16 protein-coding genes are annotated in these 18,586 nt (G+C 43.0%); 6 read left to right on the forward strand and 10 right to left on the reverse strand.

Going from position 1 to position 18,586, the window contains the following annotated elements:
- Positions 1 to 292: 292 nt before the first annotated feature.
- Positions 293 to 2,191: a penicillin-binding protein 2 gene (gene mrdA / locus AB4307_RS20490; RefSeq protein ID WP_136981853.1), complete on the forward strand. Its 1,899-nt coding sequence runs from the start codon at positions 293 to 295 to the stop codon at positions 2,189 to 2,191.
- A gap of 125 nt (positions 2,192 to 2,316) precedes the next feature.
- Here the strand turns inward: mrdA and AB4307_RS20495 are convergent, their stop codons facing one another.
- On the reverse strand, positions 2,317 to 2,937 hold the full coding sequence (locus AB4307_RS20495; protein WP_102394478.1) for a DNA-J related domain-containing protein: 621 nt from the start codon (positions 2,935 to 2,937) through the stop codon (positions 2,317 to 2,319).
- 575 nt (positions 2,938 to 3,512) lie between these two features.
- A complete protein-coding gene (locus AB4307_RS20500) occupies positions 3,513 to 4,352 on the reverse strand; it encodes an isopenicillin N synthase family dioxygenase (protein ID WP_017060073.1) in 840 nt (279 codons plus the stop codon).
- 199 nt (positions 4,353 to 4,551) lie between these two features.
- Here AB4307_RS20500 and AB4307_RS20505 point away from each other — a divergent pair, with 199 nt between their 5' ends.
- The gene (locus AB4307_RS20505) at positions 4,552 to 5,157 is read left to right on the forward strand and encodes a DUF2238 domain-containing protein (RefSeq protein WP_048612504.1); all 606 of its coding nucleotides are present in this window, start codon (positions 4,552 to 4,554) and stop codon (positions 5,155 to 5,157) included.
- 82 nt (positions 5,158 to 5,239) lie between these two features.
- Here the strand turns inward: AB4307_RS20505 and AB4307_RS20510 are convergent, their stop codons facing one another.
- The 5 genes from AB4307_RS20510 to AB4307_RS20530 all read right to left on the reverse strand — a co-directional run bounded on the left by AB4307_RS20510 (position 5,240) and on the right by AB4307_RS20530 (position 9,066).
- Positions 5,240 to 5,491, reverse strand: coding sequence for a hypothetical protein (locus tag AB4307_RS20510; RefSeq protein WP_017067298.1), 252 nt, complete (start codon positions 5,489 to 5,491; stop codon positions 5,240 to 5,242).
- A 21-nt stretch (positions 5,492 to 5,512) separates the two neighbouring features.
- Positions 5,513 to 6,418, reverse strand: a complete 906-nt coding sequence (locus AB4307_RS20515) for a DMT family transporter (RefSeq protein ID WP_102394479.1) — start codon at positions 6,416 to 6,418, stop codon at positions 5,513 to 5,515.
- Positions 6,419 to 6,466: 48 nt separating this feature from the next.
- Positions 6,467 to 8,158, reverse strand: a complete 1,692-nt coding sequence (locus AB4307_RS20520; RefSeq protein WP_372133290.1) for an SgrR family transcriptional regulator — start codon at positions 8,156 to 8,158, stop codon at positions 6,467 to 6,469.
- A gap of 153 nt (positions 8,159 to 8,311) precedes the next feature.
- A complete protein-coding gene (locus AB4307_RS20525; protein ID WP_017064605.1) occupies positions 8,312 to 8,545 on the reverse strand; it encodes a DUF3389 domain-containing protein in 234 nt (77 codons plus the stop codon).
- 95 nt (positions 8,546 to 8,640) lie between these two features.
- Positions 8,641 to 9,066, reverse strand: coding sequence for a hotdog fold thioesterase (locus AB4307_RS20530; RefSeq protein WP_017060067.1), 426 nt, complete (start codon positions 9,064 to 9,066; stop codon positions 8,641 to 8,643).
- Positions 9,067 to 9,205: 139 nt separating this feature from the next.
- On the opposite strand from AB4307_RS20530, the gene AB4307_RS20535 reads away from it, so the two are divergent.
- Positions 9,206 to 9,994, forward strand: a complete 789-nt coding sequence (locus AB4307_RS20535) for a M48 family metallopeptidase (protein WP_017060066.1) — start codon at positions 9,206 to 9,208, stop codon at positions 9,992 to 9,994.
- Positions 9,995 to 10,130: 136 nt separating this feature from the next.
- Here AB4307_RS20535 and AB4307_RS20540 read toward each other — a convergent pair whose 3' ends face one another.
- The gene (locus AB4307_RS20540) at positions 10,131 to 11,213 is read right to left on the reverse strand and encodes a site-2 protease family protein (protein WP_017060065.1); all 1,083 of its coding nucleotides are present in this window, start codon (positions 11,211 to 11,213) and stop codon (positions 10,131 to 10,133) included.
- Between the two features lie 358 nt (positions 11,214 to 11,571).
- Here AB4307_RS20540 and AB4307_RS20545 point away from each other — a divergent pair, with 358 nt between their 5' ends.
- The 3 genes from AB4307_RS20545 (at position 11,572) to AB4307_RS20555 (ending at position 16,040) form a co-directional block, all read left to right on the forward strand.
- Entirely contained in the window at positions 11,572 to 12,819 is a 1,248-nt protein-coding gene (locus AB4307_RS20545; RefSeq protein ID WP_136974605.1) for a porin, read from the forward strand.
- Positions 12,820 to 12,833: 14 nt separating this feature from the next.
- A complete protein-coding gene (locus AB4307_RS20550; RefSeq protein ID WP_372133293.1) occupies positions 12,834 to 15,254 on the forward strand; it encodes a VolA/Pla-1 family phospholipase in 2,421 nt (806 codons plus the stop codon).
- 228 nt (positions 15,255 to 15,482) lie between these two features.
- Positions 15,483 to 16,040: a PhnA domain-containing protein gene (locus AB4307_RS20555; RefSeq protein ID WP_017060062.1), complete on the forward strand. Its 558-nt coding sequence runs from the start codon at positions 15,483 to 15,485 to the stop codon at positions 16,038 to 16,040.
- A gap of 83 nt (positions 16,041 to 16,123) precedes the next feature.
- On the opposite strand, the gene AB4307_RS20560 is transcribed toward AB4307_RS20555, so the two are convergent.
- On the reverse strand, positions 16,124 to 17,275 hold the full coding sequence (locus AB4307_RS20560) for a BamA/TamA family outer membrane protein (protein ID WP_017060061.1): 1,152 nt from the start codon (positions 17,273 to 17,275) through the stop codon (positions 16,124 to 16,126).
- Positions 17,276 to 17,536: 261 nt separating this feature from the next.
- Complete coding sequence (locus AB4307_RS20565; RefSeq protein WP_136978579.1) at positions 17,537 to 18,442, reverse strand: LysR family transcriptional regulator; 906 nt, start codon at positions 18,440 to 18,442, stop codon at positions 17,537 to 17,539.
- Positions 18,443 to 18,586: the final 144 nt, after the last annotated feature.

Genomic DNA, 18,586 nt, shown 5'->3' on the forward strand with positions numbered 1-18,586 from the left:
GCCACTAAATAAGCAAATTAACCTTCTACGGCTCTCATTCTGAGGGCCGTAAATTTATCTAACCTCTTTTGACCTAACCCCTAGTGTCGTCAAAACTCTTGAACTTTATAAATTCATAAAACCAATCTTTACATCAATTACTTATCATCTTTTGTAATGAGAAAATTAAAGGCACTGTTTACCGCCATCTAATGCTGTCGATCCCTCAAAACATGACACAGCTTTTACAAAACCCTAGTGATATTCAGATAAAGTCCCGATTCGACAAGTGTAACAGACCCTTGAGGCTTCAATGAATCATAAACGCGTTAAGATGCGTGACCATAAAATCGAAGTGAACCTATTCAAAAACCGCGTAATCGTCGCGTTTTGTGGGATCTTGATGTTCACTCTTGTCTTAGTCGGCAATCTATACCGACTTCAAGTTGAAAATTTTAAAAGCTATCAAACTCGTGCCGATGGCAACAGAATCAAAGTATTACCTATCGCCCCTACTCGTGGACTTATTTACGACCGTAACGGCGTGTTACTTGCAGAGAACAAGCTTGTCTTTGATCTAACCATGATTCCTGAGCAAACCGATGATGTCGATGCAATGCTCGCCAAGCTAGACAAATATGTCCCCCGTGATGCAGAGCAGATCGCTCGTTTCAAAAAACGCTATCACAACACCCGCCGTTTTAAATCTGTGACTATTCTAGAGAACTTAACGGAGGAAGAGATCGCCAAGTTCTCCGTGCACCAGTACCAGTTCCCCGGCTTATCTATCGATACCAGCTTAAAGCGTTTTTACCCGAATGGTGAGGTGCTTACCCATGTTCTTGGTTACGTGGCGCACATCAATGATAGCGATCTCAGAAAGCTTGAAGAACAAGGGATAGAAGCGAATTATCAAGCTACAACAATCATAGGAAAACTGGGTGTTGAACGTTATTACGAAGATATTCTGCACGGCACCAAAGGTTATCAAGAAGTCGAAGTAAACAGCCGTGGGCGAATAGTCCGAACCATTGAGTACGTGCCGCCAGTAGCTGGTAAAGATATCGTGTTAAATATTGACCTTGAGCTGCAAAAATACGTCTTTGAGCAACTTGATCACCGAACTGGAAGCGCGGTTATTCTCGATCCGAAAGACAACAGCGTGTTGGCGATGGCATCAAGCCCGAGTTACGACCCTAACCTATTTGTCGACGGCATTTCGAGTAAGAACTACCAACGTTTATTGAATGATCCGGCTCACCCGTTGGTTAACCGCACCACTCTAGGCGTTTATCCTCCTGCCTCAACCGTTAAACCATTTATGGCTGTGGCAGGACTGCAAGAACATGTCATCTCTGAAGATACCATCCGTAACGACCATGGCGTTTGGAGAATTCCTGGCTCTAAACGAAACTCTAAATCGTGGCGTGACTGGAAACGTTGGGGTCACGGACCTGTCGATGTCACTCAAGCCATTGAAGAGTCGGTAGATTCATTCTTCTATCAAACCGCTTTCGATTTGGGTATTGACCGAATTTCAAGTTGGATGAACCGATTTGGATTTGGTGAACCGACAGGCATTGATATCTATGAAGAAAGTACCGCCAACATGCCGACTCGAGAATGGAAGATGATGCGTTATCGCACCCCTTGGTATCAGGGTGACACAGTTCCGATTGGTATTGGCCAAGGTTATTGGACATCGACACCTATGCAACTTGCTAAAGCAACGTCAGTATTGGTTAATCATGGTAAGGTGATGCCACCTCATATCTTAAGAGCCACCTTAGATCATGGTGAAGATTTCAGTACACAACAACTTGTCGAACCGGAGCCAATGCCCTCAATCACCGAAGTACCGGATAGAATTTGGGATGTGCCAATCAATGCGATGCGACTCGTAAACCACGGTAATCGAGGCAGCGGCAGACGTGCATTTAAGGGAACTGAATACACGAGCGGCGGTAAATCAGGAACTGCACAAGTCTTTGATCTTGCGAAAGACCAGGTCTACAACTCGAAGAAACTCGCTAGACACTTGCTTGACCATGCGCTTTACACGGCTTTCGCACCGTATGAACACCCTGAATATGTCGCAACTGTGGTTATTGAACACGGTAACGGTGGCTCAAAAGTTGGTGCGCCTTATATCCGTAAAGTACTCGACTATGCCTTTGAACATAAAAGTGGTGAGAGCAAAGATCACTCATAACACCAATAACTTAAGTCGCTACAGCACATAGCGTAATAACAACAAAGCCCCACTTGTGTCACTCACAATGTGGGGCTTTCTGTTTTAGGGTTCTAAGCAATTAGACAGCTAAAAATGCCTGTCGATTATGAGCTTCTTAATACATGCCATGCTTCACAGAGCGTCTGAAATTTTGCGGTGTTGCCTTCGTCTCTGTCCGGATGCCATCTCAATGCCAGTTGTCGCCAACGTTTTCTAATTTCATGGTGTGTCGCGTCTAAAGGTAACTCAAACAGGTTCAATGCTCGACTTCGATCCATATCGAGTTCATCACCACCCACATACTTTCTATACCGAGTCCAAAATTCATTCAACAGCCTTTTGACTTCACCTTCATCCGCTTCATAGTTAACCCAATTAATGTAGTATTCTCGAAGTGGGTCTTGATGATCGATGCTGTGACTGCTTCCGTGATAACGACCATTCATCAATTCGATGTCCATCGCTTGGACTTGGAGCCAACCATCTGGGTGTAAGGTTTCTTGAAGCTGATAAAGCGCATTCATGATAAGGAAGTTCTTTTTAAACAACTCTTTCTCAGGCACAGCATCCAACACTGGCACAAACCCAAGATCGTTCAGATGAGCTGCCAATGTGTGTACTTTCCATCCGCTTGGCTTTTGCTTAAGCACTTCCATTATCGGCCAAAGCAATGGGTTTTCCATATGCCAATGAAAGTTTGCTCTCACATCTTGATAATTCGACATAGTTGACTCAGTTAGCTTCTCTGAATTAATGGATTTCTAGAACTGTGGATACTATAAGTAACCTGTTTCGCATCCGTTGCGTATCTTCTTTAATTGAAAGCGATTTTCTAAGATTTGTCGAGCTTAAGGACAAACAACTTTCTAACGTTTGGCTTAAAGGCACCTTTTATCGTCAAAACTGAGTACCATTTCGTTGAATACAACCATTAGGGCGTGTTGACCTTTCGCGGTTAAATTTTGTTCGAGATAAAAGCGTTTTAATCGCGGCGAGGGAGAAGTAGCCTAGTCATTCTAAGCAAATCTCCCTCAACAAAGAGTAAAACGCTTTTAGCCGAACCCTTCGGGCAGCGTTTGCTGGTCATTTCTACTACGTTATCGGCTTCTCATGTAGGCTAGCTACACATCGATGCCTCTGCCTTGTATAAATACCCAGCAACTCGCTGCAAAAATCAGCTCGAAAGATCAACACGCCCTAGTAATAAAGCCGCAATTCTTTGGTACGGATACAAAAAAGGTCAGCGACTTAGCTGACCTTTCACATCTATCCCAATTTTAGGGACGAAGCATTGAACTGACTAGATAACGCCAAGCTCTCTTAGACGTTCCATTAGGTATTCGTTTGCTGTGTACTTTTCAGATAGCACTACTTCTGGTTTCGGGTGAAGGAATAGAGGCAAAGAGATACGAGACTTCTCTTGGCGTTCACCTGATGGGTTGATTACACGGTGAGTTGTCGATGGGAAGTAACCACCAGATGCTTCTTGAAGCATGTCACCGATGTTGATGATCATGTTACCGAAGTCACATGGAACATCTAGCCACTCGTCATTTTGAGCTTTAACTTGAAGGCCCGGCTCGCTTGCAGCAGGAAGAACCGTCAGTAAGTTGATGTCTTCGTGTGCCGCAGCGCGGATTGCACCTGGCTCTTCATCACCTTGCATTGGTGGGTAGTGAAGAACACGAAGCAGAGTCTGTTCACTGCCGTTGATCATTTCTGATAACGCAATAGAGAATTTCTCTTGTACTTCTTTAGGAGCATGAGCTTCAACCCAACCTAGCAGCTCTTGAGCAAAAGCATTCGCACGTTGGTAGTAATCTAGAATCTGTTCTTTCAGCTGTTCAGGGATTTGGCCCCAAGGGTATACGTGAAAGTACTCTTTGATGTCTTTTACAGTGTGGCCTTTAGCAACTTCAGACACTGAAGGTGGAAAATATCCATCTTGTGTTTCAACATTAAAGTGGAAGTTCTCTTTTTCTTCAGAGATGAAGAATTGGTACCAGTTTTCGTAAATTGACTCAACAAGCTCTTTCGGGATTGGGTGGTTCTTAAGAACACCAAAACCAGTTTCACGTAGAGAGCGAACAAATTGTTCTGCTGCGTCGTCAGCAAGGTAATCGACAGTTTCCAGTTTCATGACTTTCTTTCTTGTTATGTAGTAATAGAGCGATTTTAAGGATCGCTTTGTTGTAAATCAAACTTTTGTGAAACTCTCGCAACCGTTTGTCTAGATACTGGGCGATAACGCCGGTTTTCAACAAATATGGTGATTAGAGCACAATTGAACACTGTTCATTATTGTGTAACTATACATGAAACTAATACAGGATTTGATGATGACAATTACGCCACTTGCTCAAAATAGACCATTACTGTCATTGACGACGCTGTATCTGATTGTGTTTCTATTTTCAGCGTTTGCTCCCTCTTCAAGAGCGGTATGGATTGCCGAAATTGTCCCAGCGCTTGCGATATTGGTGGGAATCTGGTGGTTATCAACAAAGCTCACCTTCACTAAGACAGCTTACGTTTTAATGTTTATCTGGCTAATTTTGCATACGATAGGCGCGAAATATACCTTCGCAGAAGTGCCATTTGATTGGTTCAACAACATGATAGGTTCTGAGCGTAATAACTTTGATCGTGTCGCGCATTTCTCAATTGGCCTTTATGCTTACCCACTCGCTGAGTACTTGATTCGTAAAAAACTGGCTCAACCGGTGCTGGCATGTTTCTTTGCGCTATTTGCGATCATGAGTGTGGCTGCAGGTTATGAAATTATCGAGTGGTGGTACGCGGAGATTGCAGGTGGTGATGAAGGTATCGCGTTCCTTGGCTCACAAGGTGATATTTGGGATGCACAGAAAGATATGCTGTGTGACACCACGGGCGCAATTGTCTCGCTATTACTTCTTAAGCTTCAAGGGCGTGTCAGAGCTTAAAGCTTTATTCTGAGTATCAAAAGTAACGTTGAAATGCCAAACACAAACTGTGCTGTGGCATTTTTTGTTTCACCGTGGCGGGTTATTTCATCGTTACCTTACCACCAACAAACTTGTAGGCTGGCGTACCTCGAACCAAAGTGTCACGCGCAAATTCAATCCCGCATTCAGGGCACACACATGGCTCTGTCGTGAAATCTTCAACGATACGCTCCTTAAAACATTTCACGAGTGCACCTTTGCCACCTTTCCGATACTTAAAAAGCTGCGTTTTACATTTGGCACAGAAAATCTGAACCGTCTTGGTCGGTTGTTTCTTGTTTGGTTTAGCCATAGAAGTTAATGATTGAACTCTTTATTTCTTAAGTTTAGGGGCGACAAGAACCAAGCTTATCCCTAGAAGTATAACGGTTAATGAGACTATAAATTGCATAGTGACAGGTTCAGATAACAGTAATACACCACCAAGTGTTGCGATAACTGGAACAGAAAGCTGTGCAATAGACGCAACCACGGTATTCAGTTTTTTCACTACGTAATACCACAAACTATAACCCACACCGGAAGCCACCGAGCCCGATATAACCGCGTAAATCAAACCTGGTTCAGTGATAGACACTTGCGTTAACGCATTAGGTATCAAAATTAATAAGCTCAATGCCACAAGGATAACTAGCGAACTGAATCCAAAGTTAGCGGTGGTCGATTGCAGTGCGTTTGACGATGTCTTTCCTGCCAATGTGTAAATACCCCAACCAACTCCGGCCAGAGACATCAAGATAATAGAAACTAAGTCGGGTACTTGAGTCGATTCCGTTGGCATTAACAAGTAAACAAGCCCTGCCACAGATAACAAACACCCGCCCCACTCAATGAGCGACATTCTGTTTCCAGAAAACAGGTGCGCGGCAATCATCGTAAATTGCACTGCGACAAACAACACCAGAGCACCAAGACCTGCGCCGAGCTCTAAGTAAGCAAACGAGAAACCAAACATATACACGAGCAGTGACAGTATTGACGTGAATTGAAACTGTGATTTTAGCCTTGTGTATAGCGATGTGTTGTTTGTTAACACACGTCTAGCTTTAGATTGGGAAGACAAAGTTAATAAAATCAGAAGCGTAAGCGCACCAGATAAGATGCGAACGATCGAAAAGCTCAAAGGATCAATCGTTTGATCCATTAAGGCCCAGCGACACAAAACTGAATTCGCAGCAAATGCCACCAGCGTAATAAATGTAACCATCAGAGTTTGCATCGTTTTTCCTAAATGAGTTATTTGGTCCTAATTGAGTTTTCTTGGATTTCAATCAACGTCAGGCTTCACCCAAACTTGGCTAAAGTCGAACCAACCTAATGCATTACATTTCGCGTTTTGCAACGTACCACATTGATCTTTATTGACGCCTAACCAGCAATGGAACATCGGGATCAATTGATTGCTTTGGACTAGTTGTTTACCTAACTGTCTTGCTGGGAATTGCTCGAATTCACCAGAACGCCAACGGTCAATCATGTGACACCATTGGTCGAAGTCTTCTGCCGGGCTAGATTCATCAAGAAAACTGTAGTCCATTAGCCAACCGGCTAAAGCGTCGTCTCTGTTATTAGCGATACCCATAGGGTTAATCCAAATATCGACATCATCAGCGTGTGGAGGATCGGTTTCGTAACCGTAAAGATCAACATCGACGTTGAATTGCTTCAGCACCGTGACAATCGCCTTGGCAAGCGTTGGAAACATTGGGTGTTGGCATTGATACGCCAATCTTATGGTTGGTTTGGAATTTGCTGGTGGACAAACTGGCACCTTCAATTTGATGTCATACCAACCGGGTTTTATCCCATAAGCGTGTAACACGCCCAAATCGATAACAGTCTCTTTTGGAATATGAACAAACAGATCCGCCGCATTCAACGCGTTAGATAAAAACTGTGCCCATGCGGGATCTTGTGCAATACCCTTCTTTCTATTGAGCAGTAAATACGTGCAACCAGGATCGAGTTCTACTTCATCGCTATCGCCACGGTCGGCCATAACAGGCTTAGATAGGCTTGGGTAAACCATTGAAGAATAAGCCTCATCCACCACCCAAACTTCAACGCGATCAATTAACGGTCTGAAACCAAAGTACCCATTGAAAGCGGTTAACACGAGTTGTTTCTCGTCGTTCTTTTCAATGCGATAAGGTCCCGTTCCAATCGGTCGAATATCGTAGTCTTCACCACGTAAAGTGATCGGTAATGTGACTTTAGCGACCGATTCCGTTAGTGCGAGGGGAAAATACTTGTCTGGACGTGTGAGAAAAACATCTACTACACAATTTGCAGGTGAAGAGACATCTTTGATATGCGAAAACATGTTGAGAGGTTCGAGTGCAAGCAGTGTATCCACAACATGATTGGTTAACAGAGGTTCCCCGTTATGGAAACGAACACCGGGTCTCAAGAAGAATCGCCATTGGTAATCGCTGATTTTTTGCCATGAATGAGCAAGATCGGGTTGAAGTTGGTCATTCTCATCTAGACGAGTCAACCCACTGAATACCTGACAAGCGATATGTTGCTCTGAACGACGCATCGATTTGGTTGGGTTAAGCATTGAAAGCGGCCGGTAATAAGGCAAACGAATAACTTGTTCGCCTTCTTGATACTGTACGCCCAAGTAGTTTTGAATAACTTGCGTGAGTTTGGCAGCATTGTGATCAAGCACTGACAGCGCCTGTCCAATTTTTCCTTCCTGCAAGTAGCGTCTTGCTAAGTTCTCGCTGACATCACAACGATTCTGTTTAAAGATAAGTTGAGATAACTTTCCTCGACCTGCTGCAGGTAACCATTCTACCCACCCTTCTTCTTCAAGCTTGTTGAGTACCATTCGGGCATTACGACGGGTACAACAAAGCACATCCGTGATGTCGTCGAGTTGAACATCAGAATCTTTACCATCGAAGTATTCAAACAGGGTTTCAAATTGAACGCGAAGTCTTGGGCTGCTCATAAAGAGGAAAACTTATTCAAAGGACATTGAATTCAGTTTCCCTATTTTATGGCGTAAAATCAATATTACTGACACAATTTTATTGTGAATTATGAGTACGACATCCTAAGATGTTATTCAATCTTAAGGGTTAAGTGCCTTTACCGTAAAGGATTACATTACATCGCAGCCAATTTCATTAGCGATTTCACGGAGCTGCTGTTCATCGTCTAATTTTATCGACCATTTACACTCAGAACCGTTAGCTGAAATAACATTTGCCCCTTTTCCGATCAATTGAATTGCATCAACTTGGGCTTGCAGCGTGACTCTATGCTCCCCATCTAAACGAACAACCAATTCATGTGCGGTTGCGATGACTTTTCCACTTTTAAACGTTATGACCATGGGCTTCTCGGGTTACTTCTTTAAATACTGATTGCTTGTTCTAAGTACTGATTACTTCTTCTAAAGACAAAACCAGCGTACGACTGCCTAGTCTGTTATCGCTTATGTTTCTTAACGGCAATGGTTAAACGGCTGGTACAAACTAAGCGTTGACGATCATCAGTGATATTGATCTGCCATACTTGAGTAGAGACGCCCAAGTGAATAGGCTCAGCAGTACCAATGACATGCCCTTCACGCATTGACCTTACGTGGTTCGCATTGATATCGAGCCCAACGCAATAATAGCCTTCTGGTACGCAGAAGTTTGCAGCCAATGAGCCAAGCGTTTCTGCTAGCACAACCGATGCGCCGCCATGAAGCATACCCAGTGGTTGGTGCGTAAAGTGACAAACCGGCATGGTTGCTACCAAAGAATTGTCATTTACTTCGGTGTAAACAATGTTGAGGTGTTCAATTAAGGTATTTTTTGAGGTCGCGTTGAAGGTATCTAGGTCAACGGGCTTTTTCCAAATACTCATATAGGTTCCTTAATTATTGATCTTGTTTTCGCGTGCATAGCTTTTTTCTATATTACCGCTGTTAGTTATCTTACAGCCCTTAGCTATTACGCAAGTTGATGTTAACATGCATAAAAACCGAATACACAGAGGATATTGTATGACGTCATGGATGAAGTTTGCCTCGCTTCTCACACTTGCAGGCCTAACCGCGTGTAGCGCTTCTCCGACAGGCAGAAACCAATTGCTGCTTTTTTCAGATAAAGACATGTCTCAGCTTGGAGCACAGTCTTTTGAACAAATGAAAAAAGAACAACCCATCAGCAAAGATGCCAAAACTAACGCTTATGTACAGTGCGTAGCGAACAGCATCACTCAATATATTCCTAAACAAGGTTTTAGTGAATGGGAAGTTGTTGTGTTTGATAGTGATCAAGTGAACGCATTCGCCCTACCTGGCGGAAAAATCGGTGTATACACAGGGTTACTCAAGGTTGCAGTCAATCAAGACCAACTCGCGACGGTTATCGGTCACGAAGTGGCACACGTTTTAGCGGACCACAGTAATGAGCGCCTTTCTCAGTCTCAAATCGCTAATACGGGCTTATCTATTACTAACGTTGCGTTAGGTGCATCAGAATACAAACAGTATCAAGGTATGACGATGGCCGCGTTAGGGTTAGGCGTTCAATATGGCGTTATTCTACCGTATGGGCGAACTCAAGAGTCTGAAGCCGATGTTGTTGGTTTAGAGTATATGGCTCAAGCAGGTTTCGATCCAAACCAAAGTGTCAACTTGTGGCAAAACATGGCGAAAGCATCAGGGGGTAATCAACCGCCAGAGTTGCTTTCTACGCACCCTTCCCACAGTACGCGTATTAAAGATCTACAAGCAACGATAAAAACGCTTCCTCAATCAGGTTCACCAAGACCAAATTGCAAAGCGTAATCTAAGTAAGAATCGCCTAGCTGGTGTAAATACAAAATGCCCTATCCATATTGGTTAGGGCATTTTCAGTTTCTTGCTTGCTAACAGTTCAAGTGCACTAAGCAGCTGGATAATTCCAACAACAGAAACTCACTCGTTAAGTACCAAGAATTTGTAATGGTAGGCTTAATAGCTGATCACCAGTAGATGCAAAATACCAGATAACACCAATCAAACTGCTCACTAAACCTACATACCAAACGAACGACACGACTTGCCCGTATTTGTCTAACGGTAACAAGTGACTGTGATGACGTCCTTTCCATTCAAACAGTATTTCAACACTGCCCATGATCAATAAGAAACCAAACAGGGTTAAATTCAACTGATAACTCAATACCACACCAGCAACGGCAGCCGCGACACAAAGTACAATGCCAAGCACACTGTTCATCGAGAAACTGATACTTTTAAGAACATGTCCGCCATCGAGAGGCAAAATCGGCAATAGATTGAACAGGTTTAATAGAGCATTAAATACTGCAAGGCCGGCAAAGAACATTTCGCCAGTCGCCCAATACAGCACCATAAATACTAACGACAATATCAGGCCGAACAATGGCCCCATGATTGAGATAACCACATCTTGCCAACGCGTATTAATCTTTTCATCGGATAACGCCAAGCCACCAAGAAATGGTATCAAATAGATCCCTTTGGTTTTCATGCCGAAGTATTTCATCGCTCTAATATGACCGTACTCATGGAACATTAAACAGGCGATTAAGGCCAAAGCGAACTGAATTGAAAACAACCATGAATAGGCCGCTAAACTCGCAGAAGCAAGTACGACCTTGATTAGCTTGGCGCTTTTAAGCGCTTTCATACCAAGCGACACCAACCCAATTAAGCTAAAACGCTTCTCTGGTTTAGGAGCGACAACAGGAGTTTGTTGTTCAATATCTTTGGTGTTTCGATTGCCTTCGGTAATGGTTTGCCCATTCACCGACGCTTTATACGTCATCTCAAACGGTTGCCACTGAACGGTCGATTCAACGTGACACTGCAACGTTTCTTCGCCAGCGCGTAGTGTAAATTCGTGTTTTCGGGCGTCTTCTTGGTCTGTGGTCGCATCTAATTGAGATACCAAAGTGTTATCCCAATACAACTGTTGCCACCCTGCCATTGATCCTTCTAAACGAAGCGGTTTACCAAGAAACTCTATCGCGAGTAATTCCAAACTTAAAATTCCAATTTAATGACTTCTAACGAGTGTCGATATTATGCCGATTTAGCGAATGGTGGTAAACAGAAACAAAGTTGTTACATATTGAGCTATTGAACACTATTTATACCGCAACGATGCATAAACACTCTGGTCACACCTCCAACCACGAATAAATTATTGATTATAATTATATTATCGATGTTAAAGTGCCGCCCCTTTAAAACATAACCTCACAAAATAACAACTCTTTCTTTGACTTTATATAAAACATGAATTTAACATGCCATTTACATTAGAGCTTCAACACCAAAAATGCTCAGTGTGTTTTCAAACCATAATAACGAAATTCGATGCCCTAGGAGGGTCAAGGATGAAAACAATACAACGCTCTCTCGTTTCACTTTCAGTACTATTTGCATGTAACTCACTTGCGGCTGGTTTCCAAGTTGCTGAGCATTCTGCCTCAGGTCTTGGTCGTGCCTTTTCAGGTGAAGGTGCAGTAGCTGATAACGCGAGTGTACTAGCGAGAAACCCCGCCGCAATGACCCTATTTGATACAGCCCAATTTTCAGGCGCGGTTTCTATCGTTGATCCAGAGGTTAACGTTTACGACGTTGACGCTAACGAGCATTCAAAAGATGTTGCTCCATTACAAGTCGTGCCAGCCGCATATTACATCAGCCCAATCAACGAAAAATGGGCTTGGGGTATCGGTATGTTCACCAATTATGGTGTTGCTACGGATTACCCTGATGACATCTCGGCAGGTGATATGGCTGGTGATACGTCGCTCTTATCTGTAAATCTAAATCCAAATATTGCGTATCGCGTGAATGAATCATTTAGCGTTGGTGCGGGTTTAAACCTTGTGTATGCGGAAGCTGAACTTACTCGCCATAAAGGCGAGCTCGCTAACTTTGTTGGTGGAAATCCATCTGACAAACTTATAGGCATGACCGGTGAAACATTTGCCTATGGTTGGAATGTTGGCGCGATGTATGAGCTGAACGAAAACAATCGCTTTAGTATCGCTTACCGCTCTTCTGTTGATCTTGATTTCGATGACGGTGAATTTACCAGCTATGATTCAGGTAGAGCAACATCTCCCAAGGTTGATGGTCGTCTTCAAATCGAGCTTCCTTCTATTCTGGAGCTTTCAGCATTTCACCAACTTAACGAACAATGGGCAATTCACTACGGTTGGCAACAAACTGATTGGAGTACTTTTAAGGAGTTAAAAGCAACAAGTCCAGATTGTACTGACAACGGTGTAGTAGGTCAGTGCTTCTACAAACCTGAAAAATATGAAGACAACAATCGATATTCACTAGGCGCAACGTACCAACTAAACAGTAAGTGGACATTAAGAGCTGGTTACGCTTATGACGAACAAGCTGGTGAAGCAACTTTAAGCATTCCTGATAGTGATCGTATGTGGTATAGCGCTGGCTTCACTTATGTTTGGAGCGAAAATATGACTGTCGATGCAGGATTCGCACTTGTTGTAAGTGATGACGGTGAGTTCACTGAGACAAATGGCGCTCAGCAAGAAAGGACTTTCGAAGCAGAAGGTACCGCTTACCTTTCTTCAGTTCAGCTTAACTACACTTTTAACTAAATCAGGATCGTATCATGAAACGTAACTTTAAGATCTCTCTACTATGTTCAGCGATCCTGCTAGCAGGTTGTGGCGACAACACCGAAAGTTCGGTAACAAGTAACCAACAACTTGAAGCCTATCTAGAAACGTCTTTGGCAAGAGCGACAACTCAAAAAATGCTCTTGCAAGGTAGTAATGCATCAGTTCCTTTAAGCAATAACCTATTATTTGACTCTACAGATGGCACGTTAGCGATCCCAACAGGTGGCGACGATAGCATTTCTAACCCAAAAGCAGCATTAAATTATGCCGATGGTTTTTCGACCAGCATGCCAATTTACATCGAGTTTGAAGGCGACGGTTTTGGTGATACTCCTGGAGTTGTTACTTCCGGAGTGACATTGTTGAAGCTTTCTAAAAAGCTAACAGACACATCCACAGCGGCTCAAGTACCAACACCTGTTGCTAGCTCTGAATACAAAGTTTACAAAGTAGGCTCAAACCTAGCAATTACACCTAATACTCCTTTTGATGAGAAGTCTGAATATTTGCTTGTTGTTACTGATGACGTTACAGATGTAAATGGTAACCCAGTAGGTACATCGCAAAGCTATGCGGCTCTCAAAACAGCCACTAAAACTTATTCAACCGGTGACTTAGCTAGTGCGCAAACTTTAATTAAAGGTCAAGAAGCTATAGCTGCCGCTGTTGGTATTGATGCGGAAAAGATTGTGTATTCAGCTTGGTTTACTACAACTTCTGTTGGTGATGTTCTTGCCTCTACAGCATCGTTGATTGGCGGAATGATTGATGCTGGGGCCCCACTTTCGACTTATTGGAATGGCAGCGCAAACCCAAATAATATCGATCTGACAAACGCTTACAATCTTAGTTTAGATTCCTCATCAACAACACCATTTGCTACAGCAATCGCTGCAGATGCTGACTTTAAAAAATATCTTGCCGATGACGATGCAACAGAAAATGCCACTTTGATTGGAGGGATAAATCTCCTTTACTCTAACGCTGGTATCAGCACTACGTCGGTAAACGTGACTAAAGGTACTGTTCAACTCCCATATTTCTTGGAAACCGATCCAACTAAGTTCTCTACAACGCCATTTGCATCAGCATTGGACAGTTTAGCGGTTATAAAAAGCGCACTAACGGATAACTCTACAAGTTCTTTCGTTGGTGGAGAGTTGGTTAAATTAGGATTAGACCCAACAAACCTTAGCGCAGCTGATGTCACGACTTTAATGGGAAAAACACTCACAAAGGACGCAAGTGGAACAGCTCTAGATAGTGATCGCATTGTCACTCAGTATTCACCAATACCACAAATTAAATCACTTGAAGCTGTTGATGTGCTTTTGTTTACTCCTGTGACTGACCCAATAACCGGGGTTGTAATCTACCAACACGGTATTACCTCTGTAAAAGAGAATGCGTATGCGTTTGCGGCAAACTTAACGGCTGAAGGTCTTGCTGTCATTGCAATTGACCACCCTATTCATGGGTCTCGTTCACTTGCCGGAGGTGCTATTTCAACTAACGATAATGCTCTGTACTACTTGAATCTAAGCGCTTTGCCCGTTGCGCGTGACAACATCCGTCAAAGTGCACTTGATGTAATAGGTCTTCGTATGGCACTTGAAAAAGTGGGGAATGACTTTACTGGTACACCATTAGCCGGAGTTGATGTAAAAGACACAACCGTTAAATTTATGGGCCACTCATTGGGCGGTATTACTGGATTTACGTCAGTAGCTACATCTGAAATTGCTGGTACACATAAATTTAGCTCGGCGGTATATGCTAATTCAGGTGGGCACATTGCTGAATTACTCTTCGCATCGGAAACCTTTGGCCCCGAAATTAAACACAATCTAGCTAAACAGTTAAATACAACGTATCGGGATTCAGTGGCTTCAGCTTGTACTGCGGCTGACATTGAAGATGGCGATTGCTATACCGCTTTTGCTAAGGAAAATCCAACTAGTGCCGCAGCAATTGAAACTGAATTAGTTGCATTTAAAGTCGCCGCTCAAACCCTTATTGACACGGTCGATCCACATTCAATAGCAAACACTGAGGACCAGTCATCAATTAGCTCTAGCTATCCAACGTTGTTGATCCAGTCGCAAAATGATGAAACGGTACCAAACAATGGCAATGATGATAATGGTGCACCGTTATCATATACGGCTTCATTTGTTGGCTCTGAAGGGTTAGATTCGACGTTAGGATTGACTGACTCAACAAAAGCTAGCCCTTCAACTGGGAATCGTGTGTTTGTTCAATATAACGAAATAGCTAAACACTCAACGATCATCGGACCGCAAGCAGACCTTTCTGATGCCACTCATACCCTATCAATGAGAGCTCAAGTAGCTGATTTCTTAGAATCGGATAGCCTTGATGCAGCAGCACCGGATGCTTTATTGGAATAACTAAGACTTAAGCTTTTCACTAAACCAAATGCCAGCCTAACCGCTGGCATTTTTGTCTCTGTCGTTCGAACAAGTCCCCTAGTTGACCGTTTGCATAAAACTTTAAAACACAAATGGTTGATCTCAGCTAAAATTAATCAAGACAGAATACCGTACGACCTCTTTCTTTATTGTAAATAAAGTGGATAATAGCCCCGTAATTTAATACCTAATAAATGTGAGTCCATTATGTCTTCTGAAGCTACTATGCTAGAACGCTGCCAATCTAAATGTGAACTATGTGGTTCTGATTCTTCTCTTACTGCATACGCAGTGCCGCCACACAGCCACGTAACAGTGGATCACGGCATCATGGTATGTGACAAATGTCTTGGTGAGATTGACGATCCTAAAGATATCAACCACTGGCGTTGTCTGACTGACAGCATGTGGAGCCAGGAAGCGCCAGTTCAAGTAACGGCATGGCGTCAACTTACTCGTCTGAACACAGAAAGCTGGGCTCAGGACGCGCTAGACATGATGTACCTTGAAGAAGAAACATCAGTTTGGGCACAAATCGGCATGTCTGCTGATGACAAGCCTCTTGATGTGAATGGCGTTGAACTTAAGAAAGGTGACGACGTAACAGTAATCAAAGACCTGCCAATCAAAGGTACTAACCAAGTGATTAAGCAAGGTACTGTTATTCGTGGTATCAGCGTTGGTGACGATCCTAAGCTTGTTTCTGGTAAAACAAACGGCGGTCAATCAATGTACGTAATCGCTGAGTTCTGCCGTAAGAAGTAATCTTACTGTAAGAAAGTGATAGAAAACGAAAAGGCGCTAATTAGCGCCTTTTTTCTTGGAAAAATTTAACCTATTCCGTTGTTCTAGAAACCACTGCCTACGTTAAAGTAGATAGCGCGTTCTTCATGGCTTTGCGCATAATCCATCCCAAGGTGCAAACCGTAACGTCTCGCGATTTGGTATCGAAAGCCGACACCTCCGGCATTGACGGTACTGTCGTGGCTTATGCCGTTATCTTGCTTTGCAACCCCTGAACCGTAAAACCCAGACACCTTCCAACGATGAGTGATGCTATACGTCAATTGGCCTTGAATTGTTTCAATCTCATCTCCTTGGTACCGATAAGATGACACCCCGCGTAACGACACGTACGGTTTCGCTGTGGGTGATACAAACAGGTCTTGCTGTTCGAAGCTTTGATAATTTGCAGCCAAGCCTAACGTCCATTTATTGGTAATTGGGATATAGGCTTCGCCATCTATGTTCAAATTTCGGTAATTGTAATCACTGCCAATCGCATCGTCGTACACCATGTAATCTGCAGACAATTTGTAACCTTTGGTTGGATAAAATAAATTATCTCTTGTGTCATATTCAGCCTCCAACCCTAAACCAGAAGTAACCGATTCGTTACCCAAAATTCGGTCTAAAACCATGTTATCAAATTCAATCTCAGACTTAGCTAATAACTGCTTTATTCCCAACATCCAAGGCGTATGCCCAATCCGGAACTGCACCTTTTGTGAAAGTACGGCTACCGAAGTTGACGTGCCTATTCTAAGGTCATGATCTATGGGGCCCCAGTTGATTGATGTGTACAAATCCAAATTCGCAACACCAAAGCCGCCGCCTCCTGTGTAACGAATGGAATCATTCATCCAAGATCGTCTATGGCCACCAAATACAAACCAAGTTTCGTTCTCTGTCCCTACTGCGCCCACTACTGACATTGCTGAGGGTACTAACTGCGCACCACCATCTATGGCAGAAAGAGCAGCTTGCTTTCTTTGTCGCTTTTCCTCATCCGTCTCATGTAAAAACAAACCAGCCACACCGCCGCCGTACCCCACCGCAGGCTCGGTAATCAAAATTGGGATAGGCAAAAAGCCATATGCGTTTTCCGCAAGGTGATGCCCCATATCAAATTGACCATCAACAGGATCATAAAACGACGCGAAAGAAGATGTTGTAAATAAAAAGCAGGAAAGAAGAACAATGCCGCCGCAGCGAGTCATAAAATTTGCCTCATAAAAAAGACCGGGTGACGAAACCCGGCCGAAAGTTTGCTTCCTTGCAATAAACATAGAAATTAAACACTTATTGCCAATAAAGGGGGTCCTTAATCGACGGGCATAGAATAGGCCAAATAATGGTGTTGCCCTACTCCTATATAGAGGATGTCGCCCTACAAAATTAAAGAGCTTTCGAGATGACAGAAACGCAAAAGGCTCATATAAATGAGCCTCTATTAATAAGTTACCTACATTCTTCCTTTGCTAATATTGACTCAATACTCGATCAACATGTTCTTGTATAACAGATAAAACCGATAATTTTACATCCTTCACTTGCTTAGAATGATTGCACCAAAGCGCAAAACCGAATTTGAATCCTTGGTGCATTTCAGACGACTGTATAGGTTCAATGTCGTAATGGGAAAATTCAGAATGAGCAAACGTTTTTGGTAACAGTGCCCACCCTAAACCGGCTTCAACCATTTTAATAACTAACGCCAATTGATCGACTTCTTCGTTATCGGAGCTGATGGTTACTTTTTCTGACATTCCCTCTTCAATAAACGATCTCAAGATAAACTGCTTTGAATTTCTTAACGCTAAAAGTACATCCTCTTGCGCCAAAGATGAGAACTCACCATTTTTTTGAACGAATGGGGAAAACTCAATGTGACCTAGAAAAGTCGCATCAAAGCTGTGTATACCCCGGCTGTCATGCACATTGACTAATCCAAAGTGGTACTCGCCACTTTGAAGGCCCTTCTTAATATCCTTTTTGTTTCGGATTAAAAAGTTCACTCGCATCATCGGGAAATCACGACTCAGTTTCTTTCGAATATCCAAAAGCATTTGATGAGGTATCACACCAGAATAAGCAAAGGTGATGTTTTCCAACCCGCCATAAGAGAGGCTCAATGCTACCTTATCGAAGGTACGAGCTTGTTCAATGGTTTGTTTAGCGTAATGGTAAAGAAGATGCCCGTCTTCTGTCGGCTTTACAGAGCGCCCAACCCTTTCAAATAGGCTTACCGCGAGTTGGTCTTCAAGGTTAGTAATAACCTGCCCGATTGTCGTTCTGTGTTTATTGAGTTTAACGGCGGCTTTGCTGAAAGAGAGTTGGTCATAAACGGTAACGAACGCGAGAAGTTGTTCAATGCTGAAATTCATTTTGTTGTGCTTACTTTTAATCGTTATGTATTTAAATTATCACAGGTTGGCGAAATATCTACTTTGTCAGAATAATATTAGTGAAAATAACTCGTCAATTTGAAACAAAAAAACCACTTAAGATAGTAGGTTTTATCGTTGATG

Origin of the sequence: Vibrio sp. 10N.261.52.C2 (assembly GCF_041471425.1) — a bacterium.
GTDB classification, from domain to species: Bacteria; Pseudomonadota; Gammaproteobacteria; order Enterobacterales; family Vibrionaceae; genus Vibrio; species Vibrio crassostreae_C.